The following is an 18,145-nucleotide window of genomic DNA, read 5'->3' on the forward strand; positions in this document are numbered from 1 at the left end:
GGCGACGACGATGACCGAGGCGCAGGAAACCGAGTACGGCGGGCCGTCCGTGCCGCAGACCCGCACTGCACGCCACCGCCGGATCGTGGACATCCTGAACCGGCAGCCGGTGCGCTCGCAGAGCCAGTTGGCGAAGCTCCTCGCCGACGACGGGCTGAGCGTCACCCAGGCGACGCTCTCCCGCGACCTGGACGAGCTGGGCGCGGTGAAGATCCGCAACACCGGCGGCGAGCTGATCTACGCGGTGCCGAGCGAGGGCGGATTCCGCACCCCGCAGGCACCCTTGGGCGGGTCGGCGAAGGAGGAGCGGATGCGGCGGCTCTCCGCCGAACTGCTCATCTCCGCGGAGGCATCGGCCAACCTCGTGGTGCTGCGCACTCCTCCGGGCGCGGCCCAGTTCCTCGCCTCGGCCATCGACCAGGCCGAACTGCACGACATTCTCGGCACCATCGCGGGCGACGACACCCTGATGCTGATCAGCCGTGACCCGGCGGGCGGTCAGGCGCTCGCCGACCATCTGCTGCGACTGGCCCAGAACGAGCGCTGAACGCACCGGTGTTGCCGGGTCCGGTCAGTAGCGCGTGATCGCGGTCGGGCCCGACCGGGTCCCGATCGCGATGTGCGGACGACGGGCCGGGTCCACCCAGTCGAGGATCCGGTCCATCGCGGTCGCCGGTACGGAGACGCAACCGGCGGTCGCGCCACGCCCGTTGACGTGGAGGAAGATCCCGGCGCCGCGACCCCGTACCGGCCGTGCGTAGTTGAACCCGATGACGAGCGCGCGGGCGTACTGGGTCGGATACGCGATCAGGTGCTCCGCCTCGCCCGCCCGGCAGTCCTCGGGCCGCGGTTCCACCCAGCGGTTGTAGGCCCGCGCCGCGGTGTCCTGACACCACCACGACCGGTTGCCGACCCGGCGGTACGGATGGACGGTGCCGGCCGGTGCGGGCTCGATCCCGAAGGCGTACGGCAGGTCGTACAGGCCGGTGGGTGTGGTGTTCGTGCCCTGCTTGCGCGTCGCCCCCTCGGCCAGCCCCTTCGCGCCGAAGCGGGCCGGTGCGGATCCGCCCTTCATCCAGGTGCCCCGGCGCAGATTCCACCAGGTGACGGTGCCCGTGGTGGAGCCCCTGGCCGGGGCCTCGGCCGTGATCAGCTGGGTGCCGCCGCCGGTGTCGGCCATCCGATGCGGCAGCGGCGGCGCGGCGGCGGGCCGGGCCGCGACCGAGCCCGCCAGCGCGAGCAGTACCGAAAGGGTCACCAGGGATCTGCGCATGTCCGGACGGTAGACCCGCCGGCCGGGCGCCACCCGTGGTTGTGCTCCGTACGGCTCAATACCGGTCCGCCGGGTCGCCGTCCGGCCGGGGCATCGCCGGCAGCGGGAGCGGCAGCCCCGGAAGCCCGTCGATACTCGTCGCGATGTGCTCCTTCTTCTCGAAGTAGGCACTGAGCGAGGTGTCGTCCTCGCGGGCGAAGCGCTGGGCGTGCAGCGACCGGTCCTCGTCGTACGACATGAACGGCACCCCGTAGCCGCAGGTGTCCCGGATCAGCTCGGCCCGCACCACGACGACGGCGCGCAGCCCGTGGAGGTCGGGGTCCACGTCCGGGAAGTGGGCGAGCAGCGCGCCGAACCGCGGATCGTCACGGAAGACCGGCTCACCGCGGCCGTGCACCCGCACGATGTTCGGCGGTCCCTGGAAGGCGCACCACATCAGCGTGATCCGGCCGTTCTCGCGGAGGTGGGCGACGGTCTCGGCATTGCTGCCGGCGAAGTCCAGGTAGGCCACGGTCAGCTCGTCGATGACGGCGAACGAACCGCTGACGCCCTTGGGGGAGAGGTTGACCGTGCCCTCGCCGGCCAGGGGCGCCGTCGCCGTGAAGAAGATGTGCTGCTCTTCGATGAAGGTCCTGATCCGTCCTTCGATGCGTTCATATGTTTTCCCCATGGCGACCATTGTCGGCGCCGACTCGGGTGATGGCGAGGTGATTCCACCTGGCGGGACGCCTGTTCGGGGCTGCGGGCCGACGATCGCACCTTTGACAAATCATGCAGAGGTCTGCATAGTTATACCTGTCGGTGGTCGCGCCGTGAGGAGAGGCCCGTGACCGAGCGCGTCGTACGCGCCTGTTCGGGCGGCCCGGACACCAGGGCTTCATCGAGATCTTCGGCCTCTCGTCGAAGCTCGCGGCGAAGCGTGACCTCGCCCGACCCCCAGTAGTTACGTCTCCGCCTCCCCGGCCCTCCACGCGGGGAGGCGGTCGCACACCCACCACCCTGTTCTTCCGAGGAGCACGCAGTGAGCAACGGCAACGGCAACAGCGACGTACGCCTCTGGGGCGCCCGCTTCGCCGACGGTCCGGCCGAGGCGCTGGCGAAGCTGTCCGCCTCCGTCCACTTCGACTGGCGGCTCGCGCCGTACGACATCGCCGGTTCCCGCGCCCACGCGCGCGTCCTGAACAAGGCGGGCCTGCTCACCGAGGACGAGCTGAGCCGTATGATCGCCGGTCTCGACCAGCTCGAAGCCGATGTCGCCGACGGCTCCTTCACCGGCACCATCGCCGACGAGGACGTCCACACCGCGCTGGAGCGCGGACTGCTGGAGCGCCTCGGCCCCGACCTCGGCGGCAAGCTGCGGGCCGGCCGGTCCCGCAACGACCAGATCGCCACGCTCTTCCGGATGTACCTGCGCGACCACGCCCGGATCATCGGCGGTCTGATCGCCGAACTGCAGGGCGCGCTGGTCGGCCTCGCCGAGGCGCACCCGGACGTCGCGATGCCCGGCCGTACGCATCTGCAGCACGCCCAGCCGGTGCTCTTCGCCCACCACGTCCTGGCCCATGTGCAGCCCCTGTCCAGGGACGCCGAGCGGCTGCGCCAGTGGGACGAGCGGACCGCCGTCTCGCCGTACGGCTCCGGTGCCCTGGCCGGCTCGTCCCTCGGACTCGACCCGGAGGCGGTCGCCGCGGACCTCGGCTTCGAGCACGGGTCCGTCGCCAACTCCATCGACGGAACGGCCTCCCGCGACTTCGTCGCCGAGTTCGCCTTCATCACCGCGATGATCGGCGTGAACCTCTCCCGGATCGCGGAGGAGGTCATCATCTGGAACACGAAGGAGTTCTCCTTCGTCACCCTGCACGACGCCTTCTCCACCGGCTCCTCGATCATGCCGCAGAAGAAGAACCCGGACATCGCCGAGCTGGCCCGCGGCAAGTCCGGCCGGCTGATCGGCAACCTGACCGGCCTGATGGCCACGCTGAAGGCCCTCCCCCTCGCGTACAACCGCGACCTCCAGGAGGACAAGGAGCCGGTCTTCGACTCCTGCGACCAGCTGGAGGTGCTGCTGCCCGCCTTCACCGGCATGATGGCCACCCTCACCGTCAACCGTGAGCGCATGGAGGAGCTGGCCCCGGCCGGCTTCTCGCTCGCCACCGACATCGCCGAGTGGCTGGTCAAGCAGGGCGTGCCCTTCCGCGTCGCCCACGAGGTCGCCGGTGAGTGCGTCAAGGAGTGCGAGCGGCACGGCATCGAGCTCGACGAGCTGACCGACGAGCAGTTCGCCAAGATCTCCGAGCACCTCACCCCCGAGGTCCGCACGGTCCTCGACGTCGCCGGTGCGCTCGCCTCCCGCAGCGGCCGCGGCGGCACGGCCCCGTCGGCCGTGGCCGTCCAGCTCGCCGAGGTGAAGGCCGACCTCGCCGTCCAGCAGGCCTGGGCCACCGCGAAGAACTGACCGCGACGAGAGCGGCATCGGGGCGGGGAGCGGTCGTACGCTCCCCGCCTTCCGGTTTCCGTGAGCTGGGTTACGTTGACGGGGGAGCACACCCGATCGACGAGGAGCCCAACGATGCCTTTCGCCCGGCTGGCCACGGCGACGACGCCGACCGCCCACATCGGACTCGGCCTGGCGGCGGTCGGCAGGCCCGGCTACATCAATCTCCACCGCGACCGCGATCTGCCCGCCGACCGCGGCGTCGAGGCGATGCGCGAACGCACCCACGAGCTGCTCGACGCCGCCTACGCACAGGGCGTCCGCTATGTCGACGCGGCCCGTTCCTACGGCCGTTCGGAGGAGTTCCTGGCCGACTGGCTGACGGCACACCCCGAGGCGGACGACGTCGTCATCGGCAGCAAATGGGGCTACACCTACACCGCCGACTGGCGCATCGAAGCCGAGGCGCACGAGGTCAAGGACCACGGCCTCGCCACGTTCCTGCGCCAGCGGGCCGAGACCGACGCACTGCTCGGCGACCGCCTCGACCTCTACCAGATCCACTCGGTCACCGCCGACAGCCCGGCCCTCACGGACAAGGAACTGCACGCGCGGCTGGCCGCGCTCGCCGAGGAGGGCGTCAGCGTCGGCCTCTCTACCAGCGGACCCGCCCAGGCCGACGCGATCCGGGCCGCCCTCACCGTCACCGTGGACGGCGAGCCGCTCTTCCGTACGGTCCAGGCCACCTACAACGCCCTGGAGACCTCGGCCGGGGCGGCGCTCGCCGAGGCCAGTGCCGCCGGCCTCACCGTGATCGTCAAGGAAGCCATGGCCAACGGACGGCTCGCCGGAACGGAAGCCCCCGCCGTGGTCCAGGAGATCGCCACCGATACCGGTGTCGGCAGCGACGCGGTCGCCCTGGCACTCGTACTGCACCAGCCCTGGGCCGGGGTGGTGCTCTCCGGCGCGGCGACCGTCGACCAGCTCGCCGGAAACCTGCACGCGGCCGTCGTCGACCTCGACGAGGAGCGGCGCGCCCGGCTCGACGCGCTGGTGGAGGAGCCCGAGGCGTACTGGCGCCACCGCGCCGGGCTGCCCTGGAGCTGACCGGACACCACCGGGAGCGGCGCGGGCTGTCCGTCACATCGACGGGGTTCCGTCCGTCAGTGCTGTGACGGAACACGACGGAGGAATGTGACTGTGGACGGACATGAGTTCCTGGCAGAGCGCTTCGAGGAGAACCGGAGCCGGCTGAAGGCCGTGGCCTACCGGATGCTCGGCTCGACGAGCGAGGCGGAGGATGCCGTCCAGGAGGCCTGGATCCGGCTCAGCCGTTCCGACGACCGGGCGATCGAGAACCTGGGCGGCTGGCTGACGACGGTCGTCGGGCGGGTGTGCCTGGACATGCTCCGCTCCCGGCGCTCCCGCCGCGAGGAACCCCTCGACACCGGGGTGCCCGAGGGCCATGCCCCTGGCCCGGACCTCGGCGAACGGCCGGAGGCCGACCCGGAGCAGCAGGCGCTGATGGCCGACTCGGTGGGTCTCGCGATGCTCGTCGTGCTCGAAACGCTCGACCCCGCCGAGCGGCTCGCCTTCGTGCTGCACGACATGTTCGCCGTGCCCTTCGGCGAGATCGCCGTCGTCGTGGACCGCACCCCGGCCGCGACCCGGCAGCTCGCCAGCCGGGCGCGGCGCCGGGTGCAGGGCGTGGAACCGGTCCCGGACCCCGGTCTCGCCCGCAGGCGCGAGGTCGTCGCCGCCTTCCTGGCCGCCGCCCGGGACGGCGACTTCGAGGCCCTGGTGGCCGTGCTCGATCCGGACGTGGTGGTGCGGTCCGACGCCGGCGCAGGGGGTGCCGGTGCCCCGGCCCTGGTGCGGGGCGCCGAGGCCGTGGCCCGTCGGGCGATGATGTTCGCGCCGTTCGCGCGGTCGGCGCAGCAGGCACTGGTCGCCGGGGAACCGGCCGTCATCGCGACGCGCGAGGGCCGGCGGTTCTCGGTCATGGTCTTCACGGTCGTCCGGGGGAAGCTCGTCGAGATGTCCGTGATCAACGACCCGGCCCGCCTGCCCGGCCTCGATCTGACGGTCCTCAACGACTGACGGGCCCGTCCCGCGGGCCGCCGTCCGCCCACGCCGCGAGCGCCGCGAAATCGGACGGCAGCAGACCGATCCAGGGGTCGATCCACCGGAGCAGCGCCTCGCCGGCCCCCTGGCCGAGGACCCACTCCCGGTCCTGCCCGGTGATCTCGTCGTCGACCCAGGCGAACGGCCGGCCGGCCGCGTACTCCACGACGTACCGCGTCTTCCAGTACGTGCCGTCCGGCGCGCTGCCGTGCATCGACGGCCAGTCGATGTACGGCAGCGGGGGCAGCCCCAGACGCGGCCCGATCCAGACGTTCGCCTCGTCCTTCCAGGTCGTCGCCCAGACCAGCTCGTACCGGCCGGCCAGGGCCCGCAGCGCCGTCCCGTGCTCCGGGTTGAGCAGGACGGGCAGGGGCGGCCCGTAGTCCCACCCCGTCGGCCGCATCAGATGCTTCGCATAACCATCCGGTGGCCGGAGGTGCGCGAGCGCCGCGTAGGGATTGAGCGGACCGTCGATGTCGATCAGCAGCAGCGGCTTCATGGCGCCATGGTCCTCCCTCCCGCCGGGGGAGGACACAGCTTTCCAGTGAGACATTGGTGTCTCATATGGTCTATGCTTGTCTCATGAGTCTCGACCGTGAGCAGGTGCTGCGCAGCGCCGCCGCTCTGCTGACCCGCAAATCGACCGCCACCATGGACGAGGTCGCCAGAGCCGCAGGCATCGGGCGCGCCACCCTGCACCGGCACTTCGCCGGACGGGACGCCCTGGTCAGAGCGTTGGAGAACCTGGGCATCCAGGAGGTCGAAGCGGCTCTGGACGCCGCCGCGCTCGACGAGGGCGCCGCGCAGGACGCACTGCGCCGTTTCGTCGCGGCCGTCGAGCCGAGCGCCGGACTGCTCTCCTTCCTCGTCACCGAGAACCAGCTCTTCGAGGGCGAAGAGATGAACGAGGGCTGGAGCCGCCTCGACGCCCGGGTCTCCGCCTTCTTCAGGCGCGGCCAGGAGCGCGGCGAATTCCGGATCGACCTCACCCCCGCCTGGCTGACCGAGGCCCTCTACGGCCTCATCTCCTCCGCCGCCTGGGCCGTCCAGGACGGCCGGGTCGCGAGCCAGGACTTCCAATACATGATCGTCGAGTTGCTGCTCGGCGGTGCACGCCGGAGCGTGGAGCAATGAGCCGTATCGAACAGCGGGTGGAGACCTCGGACGAACTGCACCGTCCGGGGCGGTGGATCGCCCTGGCCGTGCTGGTCCTCGCCGTGCTGCTCGTGGCGATCGACGCCACCGTCCTCGGCCTGGCGACCCCCTTCCTCACCGAGGACCTCGAACCGACCGGTACCCAGCTCCTGTGGATCGGCGACGTCTACTCCTTCGTCATCGCCGGACTCCTGGTCTCGATGGGCAGCCTCGGCGACCGCATCGGCCGCAAGAAGCTGCTGCTGTGCGGCGCGACGGCGTTCGGCGCGGTCTCGGTGCTCAACGCCTACGCGCACACCCCCGAGATGATGATCCTGGCGCGGGCGCTGCTCGGTGTCGCGGGTGCCACCCTCATGCCGTCCACGCTCGCCCTGATCCGCAACCTCTTCCACGACCCGCGCGAGCGCAGCCTCGCCATCGGGATCTGGGGAGCGATGGCCTCCGCCGGAGCGGCCGTCGGCCCCGTGGTCGGCGGACTCCTGCTGGAGCACTTCTGGTGGGGCTCGGTCTTCCTGATCAACCTGCCCGTCATGGCGATCCTCGTGGTCGTCGGCGCCAGGATGATCCCCGAATCCAGGAACCCGGCCCCGGGCCCCTGGGACCTGGTGAGCGTCGCGCTCTCCTTCATCGGCATGATCGGCGTCGTGTACGCCGTCAAGGAACTGGCGGCGCACGGCCCGAGCGGGGGAACCGTCCTCGCCGGCGTCGGTGGCGTGGCCGCGCTCTGCTGGTTCGTACGCAGGCAACTCACGCTCCCCGCACCCCTGCTGGACATGCGGCTCTTCCACCACCGGGGCTTCTCGGGCGCGGTCCTCGCCGACCTGCTGACCATCCTCGGCCTGTCCGGGCTGGTCTTCTTCCTCTCCCAGTTCCTCCAGCTGGTGCAGGGCCGCGGGCCGCTGGAGGCCGGTCTCGCGGAACTGCCCGCGGCCGTCGGCGCCGTCGCCGCAGGTCTGCTCGCCGGCCGGGCGGCCCGTCGCTTCTCGGTGCGCTCGGTGGTGACCGGCGGTCTCGGGGCGATCGGCCTGGCGCTCGCCGCGGTCACCCTGATCCACAAGGAGACCGCCTACCCGCTGATCGGGGCGGTGCTGCTCATCGTCGGCGTGGGCGCGGGCTTCGCCTTCACCGTCACCTCCGACGTGATCCTCTCCAGCGTCCCGAAGGAGCAGGCGGGATCCGCCGGCGCGGTCTCCGAGACGGCGTACGAGCTCGGCGCGGCCCTCGGCATCGCCCTGCTCGGCTCCATCGTCACCGGCGTCTACCAGACGTTCGAATCGCCCGCGGGGACCCCGTCGGCCAATGCCGCCGCGGCGCACGAATCGCTGGGCGGCGCGGTCGAGGCCGCCCACGGTCTGCCGGCTCCGCAGGGACAGGCACTGGTCGCCGCGGCGCAGGACTCGTTCGTCGAAGGGCTGCGGCTCGCCGCGGGTGTCGGCGCGGCGGTCCTGCTGGCGACGGCCGTCGCCGCCTGGTTCCTGTTGCGCGGTCAGAAGCTGGAGGACGGCATCGTGCACCAGTAGCCGCCCGGGTCGTCCGGACACGCGGAAGGGCCCGTACCACCGGGAAACCGGGGTACGGGCCCTTCCGCATGTCCTGCCGTCGGCGCTGCGCGCCTCAGCTCACGCGGCCTTGGCCTTCGTGGCGTACATGTCGACGTACTCCTGACCGGACAGCCGCATCACCTCGGCCATCACGGAGTCGGTCACCGCCCGCAGTACATAGCGGTCGCGGTCCATGCCCTCGTAGCGGGAGAACTCCATCGGCTCACCGAAGCGGACCGTCACCTTGCCGGGACGGGGCAGGCCGGCGCCGCCGGGCTGCAGCTTGTCCGTGCCGATCATCGCGAACGGCACCACCGGCGCGCCCGTCATCAGCGTCAGCCGGGCGATGCCCGTGCGGCCCCGGTACAGACGGCCGTCGGGGGAGCGGGTGCCCTCGGGGTAGATGGCGAACGCCTTGCCCTCCTCCAGCACCCGACGGCCCGTCATCAGCGCCGCGACACCGCCGCGTCCGCCGTCCCGGTCCACCGGGATCATGCCGCAGCCGGTGAAGAACCAGGCCATCGCCCGGCCCTTGATCCCCTTGCCCGTCACGTACTCGTCCTTGCCGATGTAGAACACCGGCCGGTCGCAGCAGATCGGCATGATCATCGAGTCGATGAACGTCAGATGGTTGCCCGCGAGGATCACCGGACCGTCCCCGGGGATGTTCTCCACACCCTCCACCTGGGGGCGGAACATCAGGCGCAAGATCGGTCCGAGCACTGCCTTGATGAGTGCGTGTCGGGACAACGGTTCCTCCGGTGTAGTGGCCGGGCCGGCCGAGGTGCGGGGATCGTGACGGTCCATGCAGGTGAGGACGATACTCGCGGGTACTCGCTGATCGCACATCGGGTTCATGGAGCGGATACGCGGTGTTGACATGAGTTTGCGCCATGTTCGTCCAGGAGCTGCCCCCACGACGGTACCGCTGCCTACGCTCGGGCCTCGCCCGACAGGTGCCAGACATCACACGCGAGGAGCATTCATGACTGAGCGCGCGCAGGCCGGTCCCGGCCGCAGAACCATGCTGGGAGCGGGAGCCGCCGTACTGGGCACGGCCGCCCTCGGCCTGGCCGGCGGCCCGGCCGCCGCCGACAACGCGGCGAACACCGCCGGACGTCACGGCGGTCACGGCTTCCGCCTCGACCTGCCGGTGCCCACCGTCATCGGACACCGCGGCACCAGCGGCTACCGGCCCGAGCACACCCTCGGCTCCTACCAGCTGGCCCTCGACATGGGCGCGCACATCGTCGAGCAGGACCTGGTGCCGACCAAGGACGGCCACCTGGTATGCCGTCACGAGAACGACATCACCGCCACCACCGATGTCGCCGCCCACCCCGAGTTCGCGAGCCGCAGGACCACGAAGAAGGTCGACGGCGTCTCCCTCACCGGCTGGTTCACCGAGGACTTCACCCTCGCCGAACTGAAGACACTGCGGGCCAAGGAGCGCATCCCCGGCACCCGTCAGAAGAACACGCTCTACGACGGCCGCTGGGAGATCCCCACCTTCGAGGAGGTGCTGCGCTGGGCCGACCGGGAGGGCCGCAGGCGCGGAAAGCCCGTCTGGCTGTACGTCGAGACCAAGCACCCCACCTACTTCCGCGGGCTCGGCCTCGGACTCGAGGAGCCGCTCGCCAAGCTGCTGCGCCGCTACAACCGGCACCGTCAGCAGTCGCCGCTCATCCTCCAGTCCTTCGAGCCCGGCAGCATCCAGCGGCTGGCGCGGCTCGTCGCGACCCCGCGCGTCGTACTGCTCTCCGGCGCGGGCGAGCGCCCCTGGGACTTCGTGACGTCCGGTGACCCGCGCACCGTGGCGGACCTGGTGAGGCCCGAGGGGCTGAAGTGGATGGCCTCCTTCGCGCAGGGCATCGGCCCCACCCTGGACCTGGTCATCCCCAAGGACGCCGCGGGGCGGCTCACCGCACCGACCACCCTGGTGAGGGACGCGCACGCCCAGGGTCTGGTCCTGCACCCCTACACCATGCGCAACGAGAACACCTTCCTTCCCGCCGACTTCCGCCGCGGCACGGACCCCAACGCCTACGGCGACGCGTTCGGCGCGTTCCGGACGTACTTCGCGACGGGCATCGACGGCGTCTTCTCCGACAACCCGGACACGGCCCTGCTCGCCGCGGCGGACTTCGCCGGGAAGTGACACCCGCGTCAGCACCCGGCCGGGGCGTGCCCCGGTCGGGTGGTGCTCGCCCGGTACGGCAACCGGCCGCGGGCGCGGGCGCGTCGGCCGGGGCATGACGCTTCTCGATCTTGCTCCCGCGGGTCCCGCCCCGGCCCCCGCTTCCGTCGTCCGCGCCCTGTACCCGCTGGTGAGCGCCGAGGCCATGGCCGAGGCTGCCGCCTCGCTGACCGGCGCGGCGATCGAACCGGCCGATCTCGAACAGGCCGTCTGGCTGCGGCTGCTGGAGCGGCTCGCCGGGGAGGGGCCGCCGGTGGACCCGGCCCGCTGGGTGCGGGACGCCGTACGGGGAGAGGCCCGCAGGGCCCGCCGCACCGCCCGGCGCGAACGTCCCTACCGCGACGACTCCGCCGCGGACCCGGGCGGCTGCCCCGAGCGGCTCGCCCTCGGTGCCGACGAACGCAGGGCGCTGCGCGCGGCGGTGGACCGGCTGCCCGGCAGGTGCGCCCGGCTGCTGGCGGCGATGCTCTCGCCCGGCGATCCCACCTACCGGGAAATCGCAGGGAAGTTGGGTATGTCACAGGGGAGTTTGGGCCCGATCCGTTCCCGTTGCCTTGGATGTCTGCGCAGAATGCTCGCGGCGGAGGTTGCGGCTCCTGAACTGTGGGGAAAGGAGCGTTAGACAACCGGTGGATCAGGTGGGCGGAGGCATGCGCACATGGGCATGAGCGTGATCATCTCGGCGGCGACGGCACAGGACGCCGAACAGATCTTGAAACTCCAGTACCTCTGCTTCCAGAGCGAGGCGGAGCTGTACGGGAACTACCGGATCGACCCGCTCGTCCAGACCCTGGACTCGTTGCACGCCGAGATCGCCACGAACCTGGTGTTCGTGGCGCGGCTGGGTGACGAGGTGGTGGGATCGGTCCGGGGAACCATCGGTCAGGACGGCGCGGGGGAGATCGGCAGGCTCTGCGTCCACCCCCGGCTCCAGGGACACGGTCTCGGTGCCCGGCTGCTGCGGGCGGCGGAGGCGGGGCTCGCCGACGAGCGGTCGGCCACCCTGTTCCGGCTGCACACCGGTCATCGCAGCGAGAGCAATCTCCGGCTCTACCGGCGGGCGGGTTACGCCCCCGTGGGCAACGAGACCGGCCGGGACGGCGTCCTGATGATCCTGCTGGAGAAGGACGCCACCGAGCCCGCGTACGTGGCCAGCGCCTGAGCCGCTACGCCTTTCTCGCCCGGCGCAGCCACATCATCCCGGTGATCGGCAGGATCACCGGGATGAACAGGTACCCCATGCCGAAGTCGGACCAGACGGTGGCGTCCGCGAACGCCGAGGGCTCCGCCATCGTCCAGGTCCCGACGACCAGCACACCCAGCAGCTCGGCGGCGCAGCACACCAGTGCCGTCCTGCGCGCCTTCTCGCCCCCGCGCACCAGCGAGTACGTGATGAACCCGTACACGAGCGCGGCGACGGCCGACAGCACATAGGCGAGCGGGGCCCTGCCGAAGTCCAGGATCATCTGGACGATCGAGCGGGAGGCGGCCGCGACGGTGAACACCCCGTAGAACCAGACCAGTACCCGGCCGGGGCCCGTGCCGAGGTCGAAGGGCTGCTTCTCGCCGGTGGCCGCCGCGGGGGCGCGATCGGTGTCGGTCACGGTCAGTTTCCCCAGATGTCGTAGAGCCGTACTTCGAGGACGGCCAGCACGATCGCGCCCGCCGCCACCGTCACCGAACCCCACCGGGTCCGCTCGGTCAGCGACAGGAAACCGGCCGCGGGCACCGCGAGGAAGGCCCCGATCAGATACGCGATGAAGATCGTCATGCCCTGCTCGGGCCGTTCGCCCCGGGACAACTGCACGATGCCCACCACGAGCTGGGCCAGTCCCAGCAGCGAGACCACGGCCATCCCGATGAAGTGCCAGTCCTTGGTCGGCTGGTCCCGGTACGCGGCGAATCCGCACCAGGCGGCGAGGGCGAGCGCGGCCACGGCGACCGCGACCGTCAGGGCGTCAAGCATGAGCCGAGGGTATTACGGACCGGACGCCCCCCTGCGTGCGCCCCCGTCCCCGCCGGACGGCGGGCCCGACGGGCGGCAGGGACGGGAGTCGTGGCCTTGGCCACAACCCGCGACCGTTCCGAGCCGGTCGCGGGTTGTGGCCGGCGAAGCCCTGTCCGCCGTATCGATGCAGGTCACAGCCGGGGGAGTGGAAATCCCGGCGAGCGGCCGAACCGGCTCGCACCACCATCCACGTCTGTCCGCTATTCGGACAGGCGGGTCGGGCGGAACGTTACGTCTGTTTTACTTGGCGCATGACCACGACGAGCAACCGCATCCTTGCGACCGAGGCGATCACGACGCCCGGTGCTCGTTGTATGTGTCGAATGCGCACCTTCTGAGGGCCCACGCCTGAGCCTCGCGCCCCGAAGCGAGACCGAGCCCGAGCCGTCCGCATCCAGCGGAACGAGCCTGCCCCAGCACCGCCGCCCGGCCACCCGCCGCCCCGAGCCGTGCCGAGACCCCCGCTTGGAACGTCCGATCGAAACGTCCAGACCGTCTCATCAGACGAATGCCCCGTGCCCGGCGGCCACCGCGCCGCGCACTCGACAGTGACGGAAACCCCTGTGATCACCACTTCGGGCCTCACGAAGGTCTACCAGTCGCGCGGCCGTGAGGTCACCGCCCTGGACGGCGTCGACCTGCACGTCCGCGAGGGCGAGGTGTACGGCGTCATCGGACAGAGCGGCGCCGGCAAATCCTCCCTGATCCGCTGCATCAACCTCCTGGAACGCCCCACCTCCGGCACCGTGACCGTGGGCGGCCAGGACCTCACCGCACTCGCCGGACGCGGCCGCCGGGCCGGCAAGGAACTGCGCGAGGCGCGCAGCCGCATCGGCATGGTCTTCCAGCACTTCAACCTGCTGGCCTCCCGTACCGTCCAGGACAACGTCGAACTCCCGCTGGAGATTCTCGGCGTCTCCGGCCGGGACCGCTCCCGCAAGGCCCTCGAACTCCTCGACCTGGTCGGCCTCGCCGACAAGGCCAAGGCCTATCCCGGCCAGCTCTCCGGCGGCCAGAAGCAGCGCGTCGGGATCGCCCGCGCCCTCGCCGGGGACCCCAAGGTCCTGCTCTCCGACGAGGCCACCTCGGCCCTCGACCCCGAGACCACCCGCTCCATCCTCCAGCTGCTGCGCGACCTCAACCGGCAGCTCGGCCTGACCGTCCTGCTCATCACGCACGAGATGGACGTCGTCAAGACGATCTGCGACTCCGCGGCGCTGATGCAGAAGGGACGCGTCGTCGAGTTCGGCACCGTCGGCGAACTGCTCGCCACCCCCGGCTCCGAACTGGCCCACGAGCTGTTCCCCGTCGGTGGCACGGCCTCCGGCCCCGAGTGCACGGTCGTCGACGTCACCTTCCACGGCGACGCGGCCGGCCGGCCGGTGATCTCCCAGCTCTCGCGCACGTACAACATCGACATCTCGATCCTGGGCGCCGCGATGGACACCGTCGGCGGCAAGCAGATCGGCCGGATGCGCATCGAGCTGCCCGGCCGCTTCGAGGAGAACGTCGTCCCGATCGGCTTCCTGCGCGAGCAGGGCCTCCAGGCCGAGGTAGTGGAGAACGACGGCAGCGCCATCCCCGTACAGACCCCCGCCCCGCTCACCAAGGAGGTGGCGAAGTGACCTGGTCCGAAATGCAGCCGCTGCTCACCCAGGGGACCATCGACACCCTCTACATGGTGCTCTGGTCCACGGTCGTCACCGTGCTCGTGGGACTGCCGCTCGGCGTCCTGCTGGTCCTCACCGACAAGGGCGGACTGCTCCGGAACACCCCGGTGAACAAGGTCATCGGCGTGATCGTGAACATCGGCCGCTCGCTGCCGTTCATCATCCTGCTGATCGCCCTGATCCCCTTCACCACCTGGGTCGTCGGCACCTTCATCGGCCCGTCCGCGATGATCGTTCCGCTCTCCGTCGGCGCGATCCCGTTCTTCGCCCGGCTCGTCGAGACCGCCGTCCGCGAGGTCGACCACGGGCTCGTCGAGGCCGTCCAGTCGATGGGCGGATCCATCCCGACGATCGTCCGCAAGGTCCTGCTGCCGCAGGCGCTGCCCTCGCTGATCTCGGGCGTCACCACCACCGTCATCGTGCTCATCGGCTACTCCGCGATGGCCGGCGCGGTCGGCGGCGAAGGGCTCGGCTCCAAGGCCGTCACCTACGGATTCCAGCGCTTCGACAACCAGTTCATGCTCATCACCGTCGCGCTGCTGATCGTCATCGTGACCGTGATCCAGCTGATCGGCGACGGAGCCGTACGCCTGCTGGCCCGCCGGGGCCGCACCACCTCCTGAGACCTCCTCTCCGCTCACAAGCCCGAACTCCTTGTCCGGGCGCACCACCCTCACCACCAGAAAGAGGCACTTTTCGTGCGTAAGAACATCAAGATCACCGCAACTGCCGCCGCCACCGCCGCCATCGCCCTCGGCCTCACCGCCTGCGGTACGTCGTCCGACCCGGGCGCCAAGAGCGGGACCGGTGCCGAGGCCGACACCTCCAAGGCGCTCGTCGTCGCCGCGTCCCCGACGCCGCACGCCGACATCCTGGACTTCGTCAAGAAGAACCTGGCGGAGAAGGCGGGCCTCAAGCTCGAGGTCAAGGAGTTCACGGACTACGTCCTGCCGAACACCGCCACCGAGACCGGCCAGGTCGACGCCAACTTCTTCCAGCACCAGCCGTACCTCGACGACTTCAACAAGAAGAAGAACACCCACCTCGTCTCGGTCGGCACCGTCCACCTGGAGCCCCTCGGCCTGTACTCCAAGAAGGTCAAGGACCTGAAGGACATCAAGGCCGGCCAGACCGTCGCCGTCCCCAACGACACCACCAACGAGGGCCGCGCCCTCCAGCTTCTCGCCGAGAACGGCCTCATCACCCTCAAGGCCGGCGTCGGCACCAGCGCCAAGCTGAGCGACATCACGGACAAGAAGGGCCTGGAGTTCAAGGAGCTGGAGGCCGCCACCGTGCCCCGCGCCCTGAACGACGTCGACGCCGCCGTCATCAACGGCAACTACGCGATCGAGGCCGACCTCAAGCCCTCCAAGGACTCCCTGGTGCTCGAAAAGGCCGACGGCAACCCCTACGCCAACATCATCGCCGTGAAGAAGGGCAACGAGAAGGACCCCCGCGTCCAGAAGCTCGTGAAGCTCCTGCACTCCGACGAGGTCAAGAAGTTCATCGAGGACACCTACCAGGGCTCCGTCGTCCCGGCCTTCGGCACCGCCGCCAAGTCCTGACACCCGCACGGCATTTGTCCCAGGAGCCCCGCGCACCCCACCGAGGGGGCGCGGGGCTCCGTCGTACGGACCCGCCCATGCGCGACATCGGGCCGATGCTGCATGCTGTGCCTTTAACGGTCTTCGGCATGGAGCTGCGCATGACTTCCACCTTTCCGGACATCTCCATCAGCACGGATCGGTTGGTGCTGCGCCCTTTCGACATGGCGGACGTCCCCGCGTACATCGAGATGATGAACGACGAGCTGGTCGTCGCCTGGACCGAGGCCCCCCACCCCTACACCCAGGTCGACGCGGAACGCTGGGTCCGCCGGATCGCTCCCGCCCAGCGCACCACCGGCGACGGCATCGTCCTCGCCGTCACCGAATTCCTCACCCAGCGGCTCGTCGGCTCGGTCCGGCTCCGCAACACCGACTGGCGCACCCTCGCCACCGAGGCCGCCTACATCACCGCCCCCTGGGCCCGCGGCGAGGGATACGCCACCGAGTCCGTGCTGGCGGTGGCCCAGTGGCTCTTCCGGGACCAGGGCTTCGAGCGCATCGAACTGCGCACCGCCGCCGACAACACCGCCTCCCAGCAGGTCGCCCAGAAGCTCGGCTGCATCAGCGAGGGAGTGCTGCGCAACGCCCGCATAGCGCGCACCCGGACCGAGAACGGCACGGACGGCGGCTGGACCGACATCCGGACCGACCTGATCGTCTGGGGCCTGCTTCCCGAGGACCTCGAAGGCGTCGCCGAGCAGCTCGCCGACGCGGGCGGCTACGGCGCCTACAACGACTGGAACTGACCCCGCGAAGGGGCCCTGACCCCAGGTCGGCACGGACCGGGTACTCTCACCCTGCCCGCCCCTCACCAACATCCCCACCTGCGACGACTCCAGGAGACTGACGACAGATGGCCGATCGGGTCACCGTGATCGGCTGGGACGGCTCGCCACTGACCGGAGCGGCCACGGCCGCCCTCTCGGCCGCCACGCTCGTCGCCGGAGCCGCCCACCACCTCGCACTCCCCGAAGTCCCGGCGAACGCCGAACGGATCCGCCTGGGCTCCATCGACCTCGCCGCCCGCCGGATCGCCGGCCACCGGGGCAGCGCCGTGGTCCTCGCCGACGGGGACCCCGGCTACTTCGGCGTCGTACGCAACCTGCGCGCACCCGAACACGGCCTGGAGGTCGAGGTCGTCCCGGCCGTGTCCTCCGTCGCCGCCGCGTTCGCCCGCGCGGGAATGCCGTGGGAGGACGCCCGGACGGTCGTCGCCCACCCCCGCACCCTGCGCCGCGCCGTCAACGTCTGCCGTGCCCACCACAAGGTCGCCGTCCTCACCTCGCCCGGCGCGGGCCCCGCCGAACTCGCCCTGCTCCTGGAAGGCGTCCACCGCACCTTCGTCATCTGCGAGGAACTCGGCACCGCCCGCGAACAGGTCACCGTCGTCACCTCCGACAAGGCCGCCGACCACGTCTGGCGCGATCCCAACGTGGTCATCGTCATCGGCGGCGGCCCCGAACCGCAGGCCGCCGGCGCCTGGATCGCCGGCAGTCACCCCGCCCATCCCCACGGCGTACGCGGCTGGGCACTGCCCGCGGAGGCCTACCCGGGCGGTGCCACCGAGGGCGGCGGGCAGATCGGCGAAGGCGAGTCCCCGGGGCTGCGCGCCGCCCAACTGGCCCGCCTGGGGCCCCGGACCGGCGACCTCCTCTGGGACATCGGCTCCGGCAGCGGGGCCCTGGCCGTGGAGGCCGCCCGCTTCGGCGCGGCGGTCCTGGCCGTCGACAGCGACCCGGCCGCCTGTGCCCGTACCGCCGCGGCGGCACGGGCGTTCGGGGTCCAGCTCCAGGTCGTCGAGGGCCGGGCCCCCCATGTGCTGGAACGGCTGCCGGAACCCGACGTCGTACGGATCGGGGGCGGCGGGGTCCCCGTCGTCACCGCCGTCACCGAACGGCGACCGGAGCGCATCGTGACCCATGCCTCGACGCGGGACGAGGCCGAGGCGCTCGGCGCCGCCCTGGGCGGGAACGGATACACCGTCCGGTGCTCGCTCCTCCAGTCCGTCGAACTCGACACGGCCGCTTGGTCGGAGCGCGAACGCTCGGTCGTGTTTCTCCTCTCGGCGCTGCGCTCGGACCTCGCCCCGTGAGCCGGTCGGCGTACAGCGGGAGGTAGGCTGGCCGATCGTTGCAC

20 protein-coding genes are annotated in these 18,145 nt (G+C 71.0%); 14 read left to right on the plus strand and 6 right to left on the minus strand.

From position 1 onward, the window contains the following. The first annotated feature begins 10 nt into the window (after positions 1-10). The gene (locus ACFV8T_RS11500) at positions 11-547 is read left to right on the plus strand and encodes an arginine repressor (protein ID WP_072484461.1); all 537 of its coding nucleotides are present in this window, start codon (positions 11-13) and stop codon (positions 545-547) included. 24 nt (positions 548-571) lie between these two features. On the opposite strand, the gene ACFV8T_RS11505 is transcribed toward ACFV8T_RS11500, so the two are convergent. Then, entirely contained in the window at positions 572-1,273 is a 702-nt protein-coding gene (locus tag ACFV8T_RS11505; protein WP_385326599.1) for a L,D-transpeptidase, read from the minus strand. A gap of 55 nt (positions 1,274-1,328) precedes the next feature. Continuing rightward, a complete protein-coding gene (locus ACFV8T_RS11510) occupies positions 1,329-1,943 on the minus strand; it encodes a pyridoxamine 5'-phosphate oxidase family protein (RefSeq protein ID WP_385326600.1) in 615 nt (204 codons plus the stop codon). 351 nt (positions 1,944-2,294) lie between these two features. Here ACFV8T_RS11510 and argH point away from each other — a divergent pair, with 351 nt between their 5' ends. The 3 genes from argH to ACFV8T_RS11525 all read left to right on the plus strand — a co-directional run bounded on the left by argH (position 2,295) and on the right by ACFV8T_RS11525 (position 5,807). Further along, positions 2,295-3,728 (plus strand): argininosuccinate lyase, encoded by a 1,434-nt coding sequence (argH, locus tag ACFV8T_RS11515; RefSeq protein WP_385326602.1) that lies wholly within the window; start codon positions 2,295-2,297, stop codon positions 3,726-3,728. Positions 3,729-3,842: 114 nt separating this feature from the next. Then, positions 3,843-4,814, plus strand: a complete 972-nt coding sequence (locus ACFV8T_RS11520; protein ID WP_385326604.1) for an aldo/keto reductase — start codon at positions 3,843-3,845, stop codon at positions 4,812-4,814. Positions 4,815-4,907: 93 nt separating this feature from the next. Then, a complete protein-coding gene (locus ACFV8T_RS11525; protein WP_385326605.1) occupies positions 4,908-5,807 on the plus strand; it encodes a sigma-70 family RNA polymerase sigma factor in 900 nt (299 codons plus the stop codon). On the opposite strand, the gene ACFV8T_RS11530 is transcribed toward ACFV8T_RS11525, so the two are convergent. Beyond that, positions 5,797-6,330: a hypothetical protein gene (locus tag ACFV8T_RS11530; RefSeq protein ID WP_385326607.1), complete on the minus strand. Its 534-nt coding sequence runs from the start codon at positions 6,328-6,330 to the stop codon at positions 5,797-5,799. The genes ACFV8T_RS11525 and ACFV8T_RS11530 overlap by 11 nt on opposite strands. 83 nt (positions 6,331-6,413) lie before the next feature. On the opposite strand from ACFV8T_RS11530, the gene ACFV8T_RS11535 reads away from it, so the two are divergent. After that, positions 6,414-6,965 carry a TetR/AcrR family transcriptional regulator gene (locus tag ACFV8T_RS11535; RefSeq protein ID WP_385326608.1) on the plus strand — a complete coding sequence of 184 codons (552 nt, stop codon included), beginning with the start codon at positions 6,414-6,416 and terminating at the stop codon, positions 6,963-6,965. After that, complete coding sequence (locus tag ACFV8T_RS11540) at positions 6,962-8,506, plus strand: MFS transporter (RefSeq protein ID WP_385326610.1); 1,545 nt, start codon at positions 6,962-6,964, stop codon at positions 8,504-8,506. Before ACFV8T_RS11535 ends, ACFV8T_RS11540 begins: the two co-directional genes overlap by 4 nt. A gap of 99 nt (positions 8,507-8,605) precedes the next feature. Here ACFV8T_RS11540 and ACFV8T_RS11545 read toward each other — a convergent pair whose 3' ends face one another. Further along, positions 8,606-9,277 carry a lysophospholipid acyltransferase family protein gene (locus ACFV8T_RS11545; RefSeq protein ID WP_385326612.1) on the minus strand — a complete coding sequence of 224 codons (672 nt, stop codon included), beginning with the start codon at positions 9,275-9,277 and terminating at the stop codon, positions 8,606-8,608. Positions 9,278-9,512: 235 nt separating this feature from the next. Here ACFV8T_RS11545 and ACFV8T_RS11550 point away from each other — a divergent pair, with 235 nt between their 5' ends. From ACFV8T_RS11550 to ACFV8T_RS11560, 3 genes are all read left to right on the plus strand, one after another. Then, the gene (locus tag ACFV8T_RS11550; RefSeq protein WP_385326614.1) at positions 9,513-10,685 is read left to right on the plus strand and encodes a glycerophosphodiester phosphodiesterase; all 1,173 of its coding nucleotides are present in this window, start codon (positions 9,513-9,515) and stop codon (positions 10,683-10,685) included. A gap of 94 nt (positions 10,686-10,779) precedes the next feature. Further along, positions 10,780-11,346: a sigma-70 family RNA polymerase sigma factor gene (locus tag ACFV8T_RS11555; RefSeq protein ID WP_385326615.1), complete on the plus strand. Its 567-nt coding sequence runs from the start codon at positions 10,780-10,782 to the stop codon at positions 11,344-11,346. Positions 11,347-11,382: 36 nt separating this feature from the next. Further along, positions 11,383-11,886, plus strand: coding sequence for a GNAT family N-acetyltransferase (locus ACFV8T_RS11560; RefSeq protein ID WP_385326617.1), 504 nt, complete (start codon positions 11,383-11,385; stop codon positions 11,884-11,886). 4 nt (positions 11,887-11,890) lie between these two features. Here ACFV8T_RS11560 and ACFV8T_RS11565 read toward each other — a convergent pair whose 3' ends face one another. Beyond that, positions 11,891-12,328, minus strand: a complete 438-nt coding sequence (locus tag ACFV8T_RS11565) for a hypothetical protein (protein WP_385326619.1) — start codon at positions 12,326-12,328, stop codon at positions 11,891-11,893. A 2-nt stretch (positions 12,329-12,330) separates the two neighbouring features. Next, positions 12,331-12,690 (minus strand): hypothetical protein, encoded by a 360-nt coding sequence (locus ACFV8T_RS11570; RefSeq protein WP_266421820.1) that lies wholly within the window; start codon positions 12,688-12,690, stop codon positions 12,331-12,333. 605 nt (positions 12,691-13,295) lie between these two features. Here ACFV8T_RS11570 and ACFV8T_RS11575 point away from each other — a divergent pair. The 5 genes from ACFV8T_RS11575 to cbiE all read left to right on the plus strand — a co-directional run bounded on the left by ACFV8T_RS11575 (position 13,296) and on the right by cbiE (position 18,101). Continuing rightward, the gene (locus ACFV8T_RS11575; RefSeq protein ID WP_385326620.1) at positions 13,296-14,357 is read left to right on the plus strand and encodes a methionine ABC transporter ATP-binding protein; all 1,062 of its coding nucleotides are present in this window, start codon (positions 13,296-13,298) and stop codon (positions 14,355-14,357) included. Then, positions 14,354-15,025, plus strand: coding sequence for a methionine ABC transporter permease (locus ACFV8T_RS11580; RefSeq protein WP_266421825.1), 672 nt, complete (start codon positions 14,354-14,356; stop codon positions 15,023-15,025). Before ACFV8T_RS11575 ends, ACFV8T_RS11580 begins: the two co-directional genes overlap by 4 nt. A gap of 75 nt (positions 15,026-15,100) precedes the next feature. After that, a complete protein-coding gene (locus tag ACFV8T_RS11585) occupies positions 15,101-15,967 on the plus strand; it encodes a MetQ/NlpA family ABC transporter substrate-binding protein (RefSeq protein WP_385326623.1) in 867 nt (288 codons plus the stop codon). Between the two features lie 140 nt (positions 15,968-16,107). Continuing rightward, positions 16,108-16,755, plus strand: coding sequence for a GNAT family N-acetyltransferase (locus ACFV8T_RS11590; RefSeq protein WP_266421830.1), 648 nt, complete (start codon positions 16,108-16,110; stop codon positions 16,753-16,755). A gap of 107 nt (positions 16,756-16,862) precedes the next feature. After that, positions 16,863-18,101 carry a precorrin-6y C5,15-methyltransferase (decarboxylating) subunit CbiE gene (cbiE, locus tag ACFV8T_RS11595; protein ID WP_385326625.1) on the plus strand — a complete coding sequence of 413 codons (1,239 nt, stop codon included), beginning with the start codon at positions 16,863-16,865 and terminating at the stop codon, positions 18,099-18,101. The last annotated feature ends 44 nt before the right edge of the window (positions 18,102-18,145 follow it).

This window comes from Streptomyces sp. NPDC059832 (assembly GCF_042731715.1).
GTDB lineage: Bacteria > Actinomycetota > Actinomycetes > Streptomycetales > Streptomycetaceae > Streptomyces.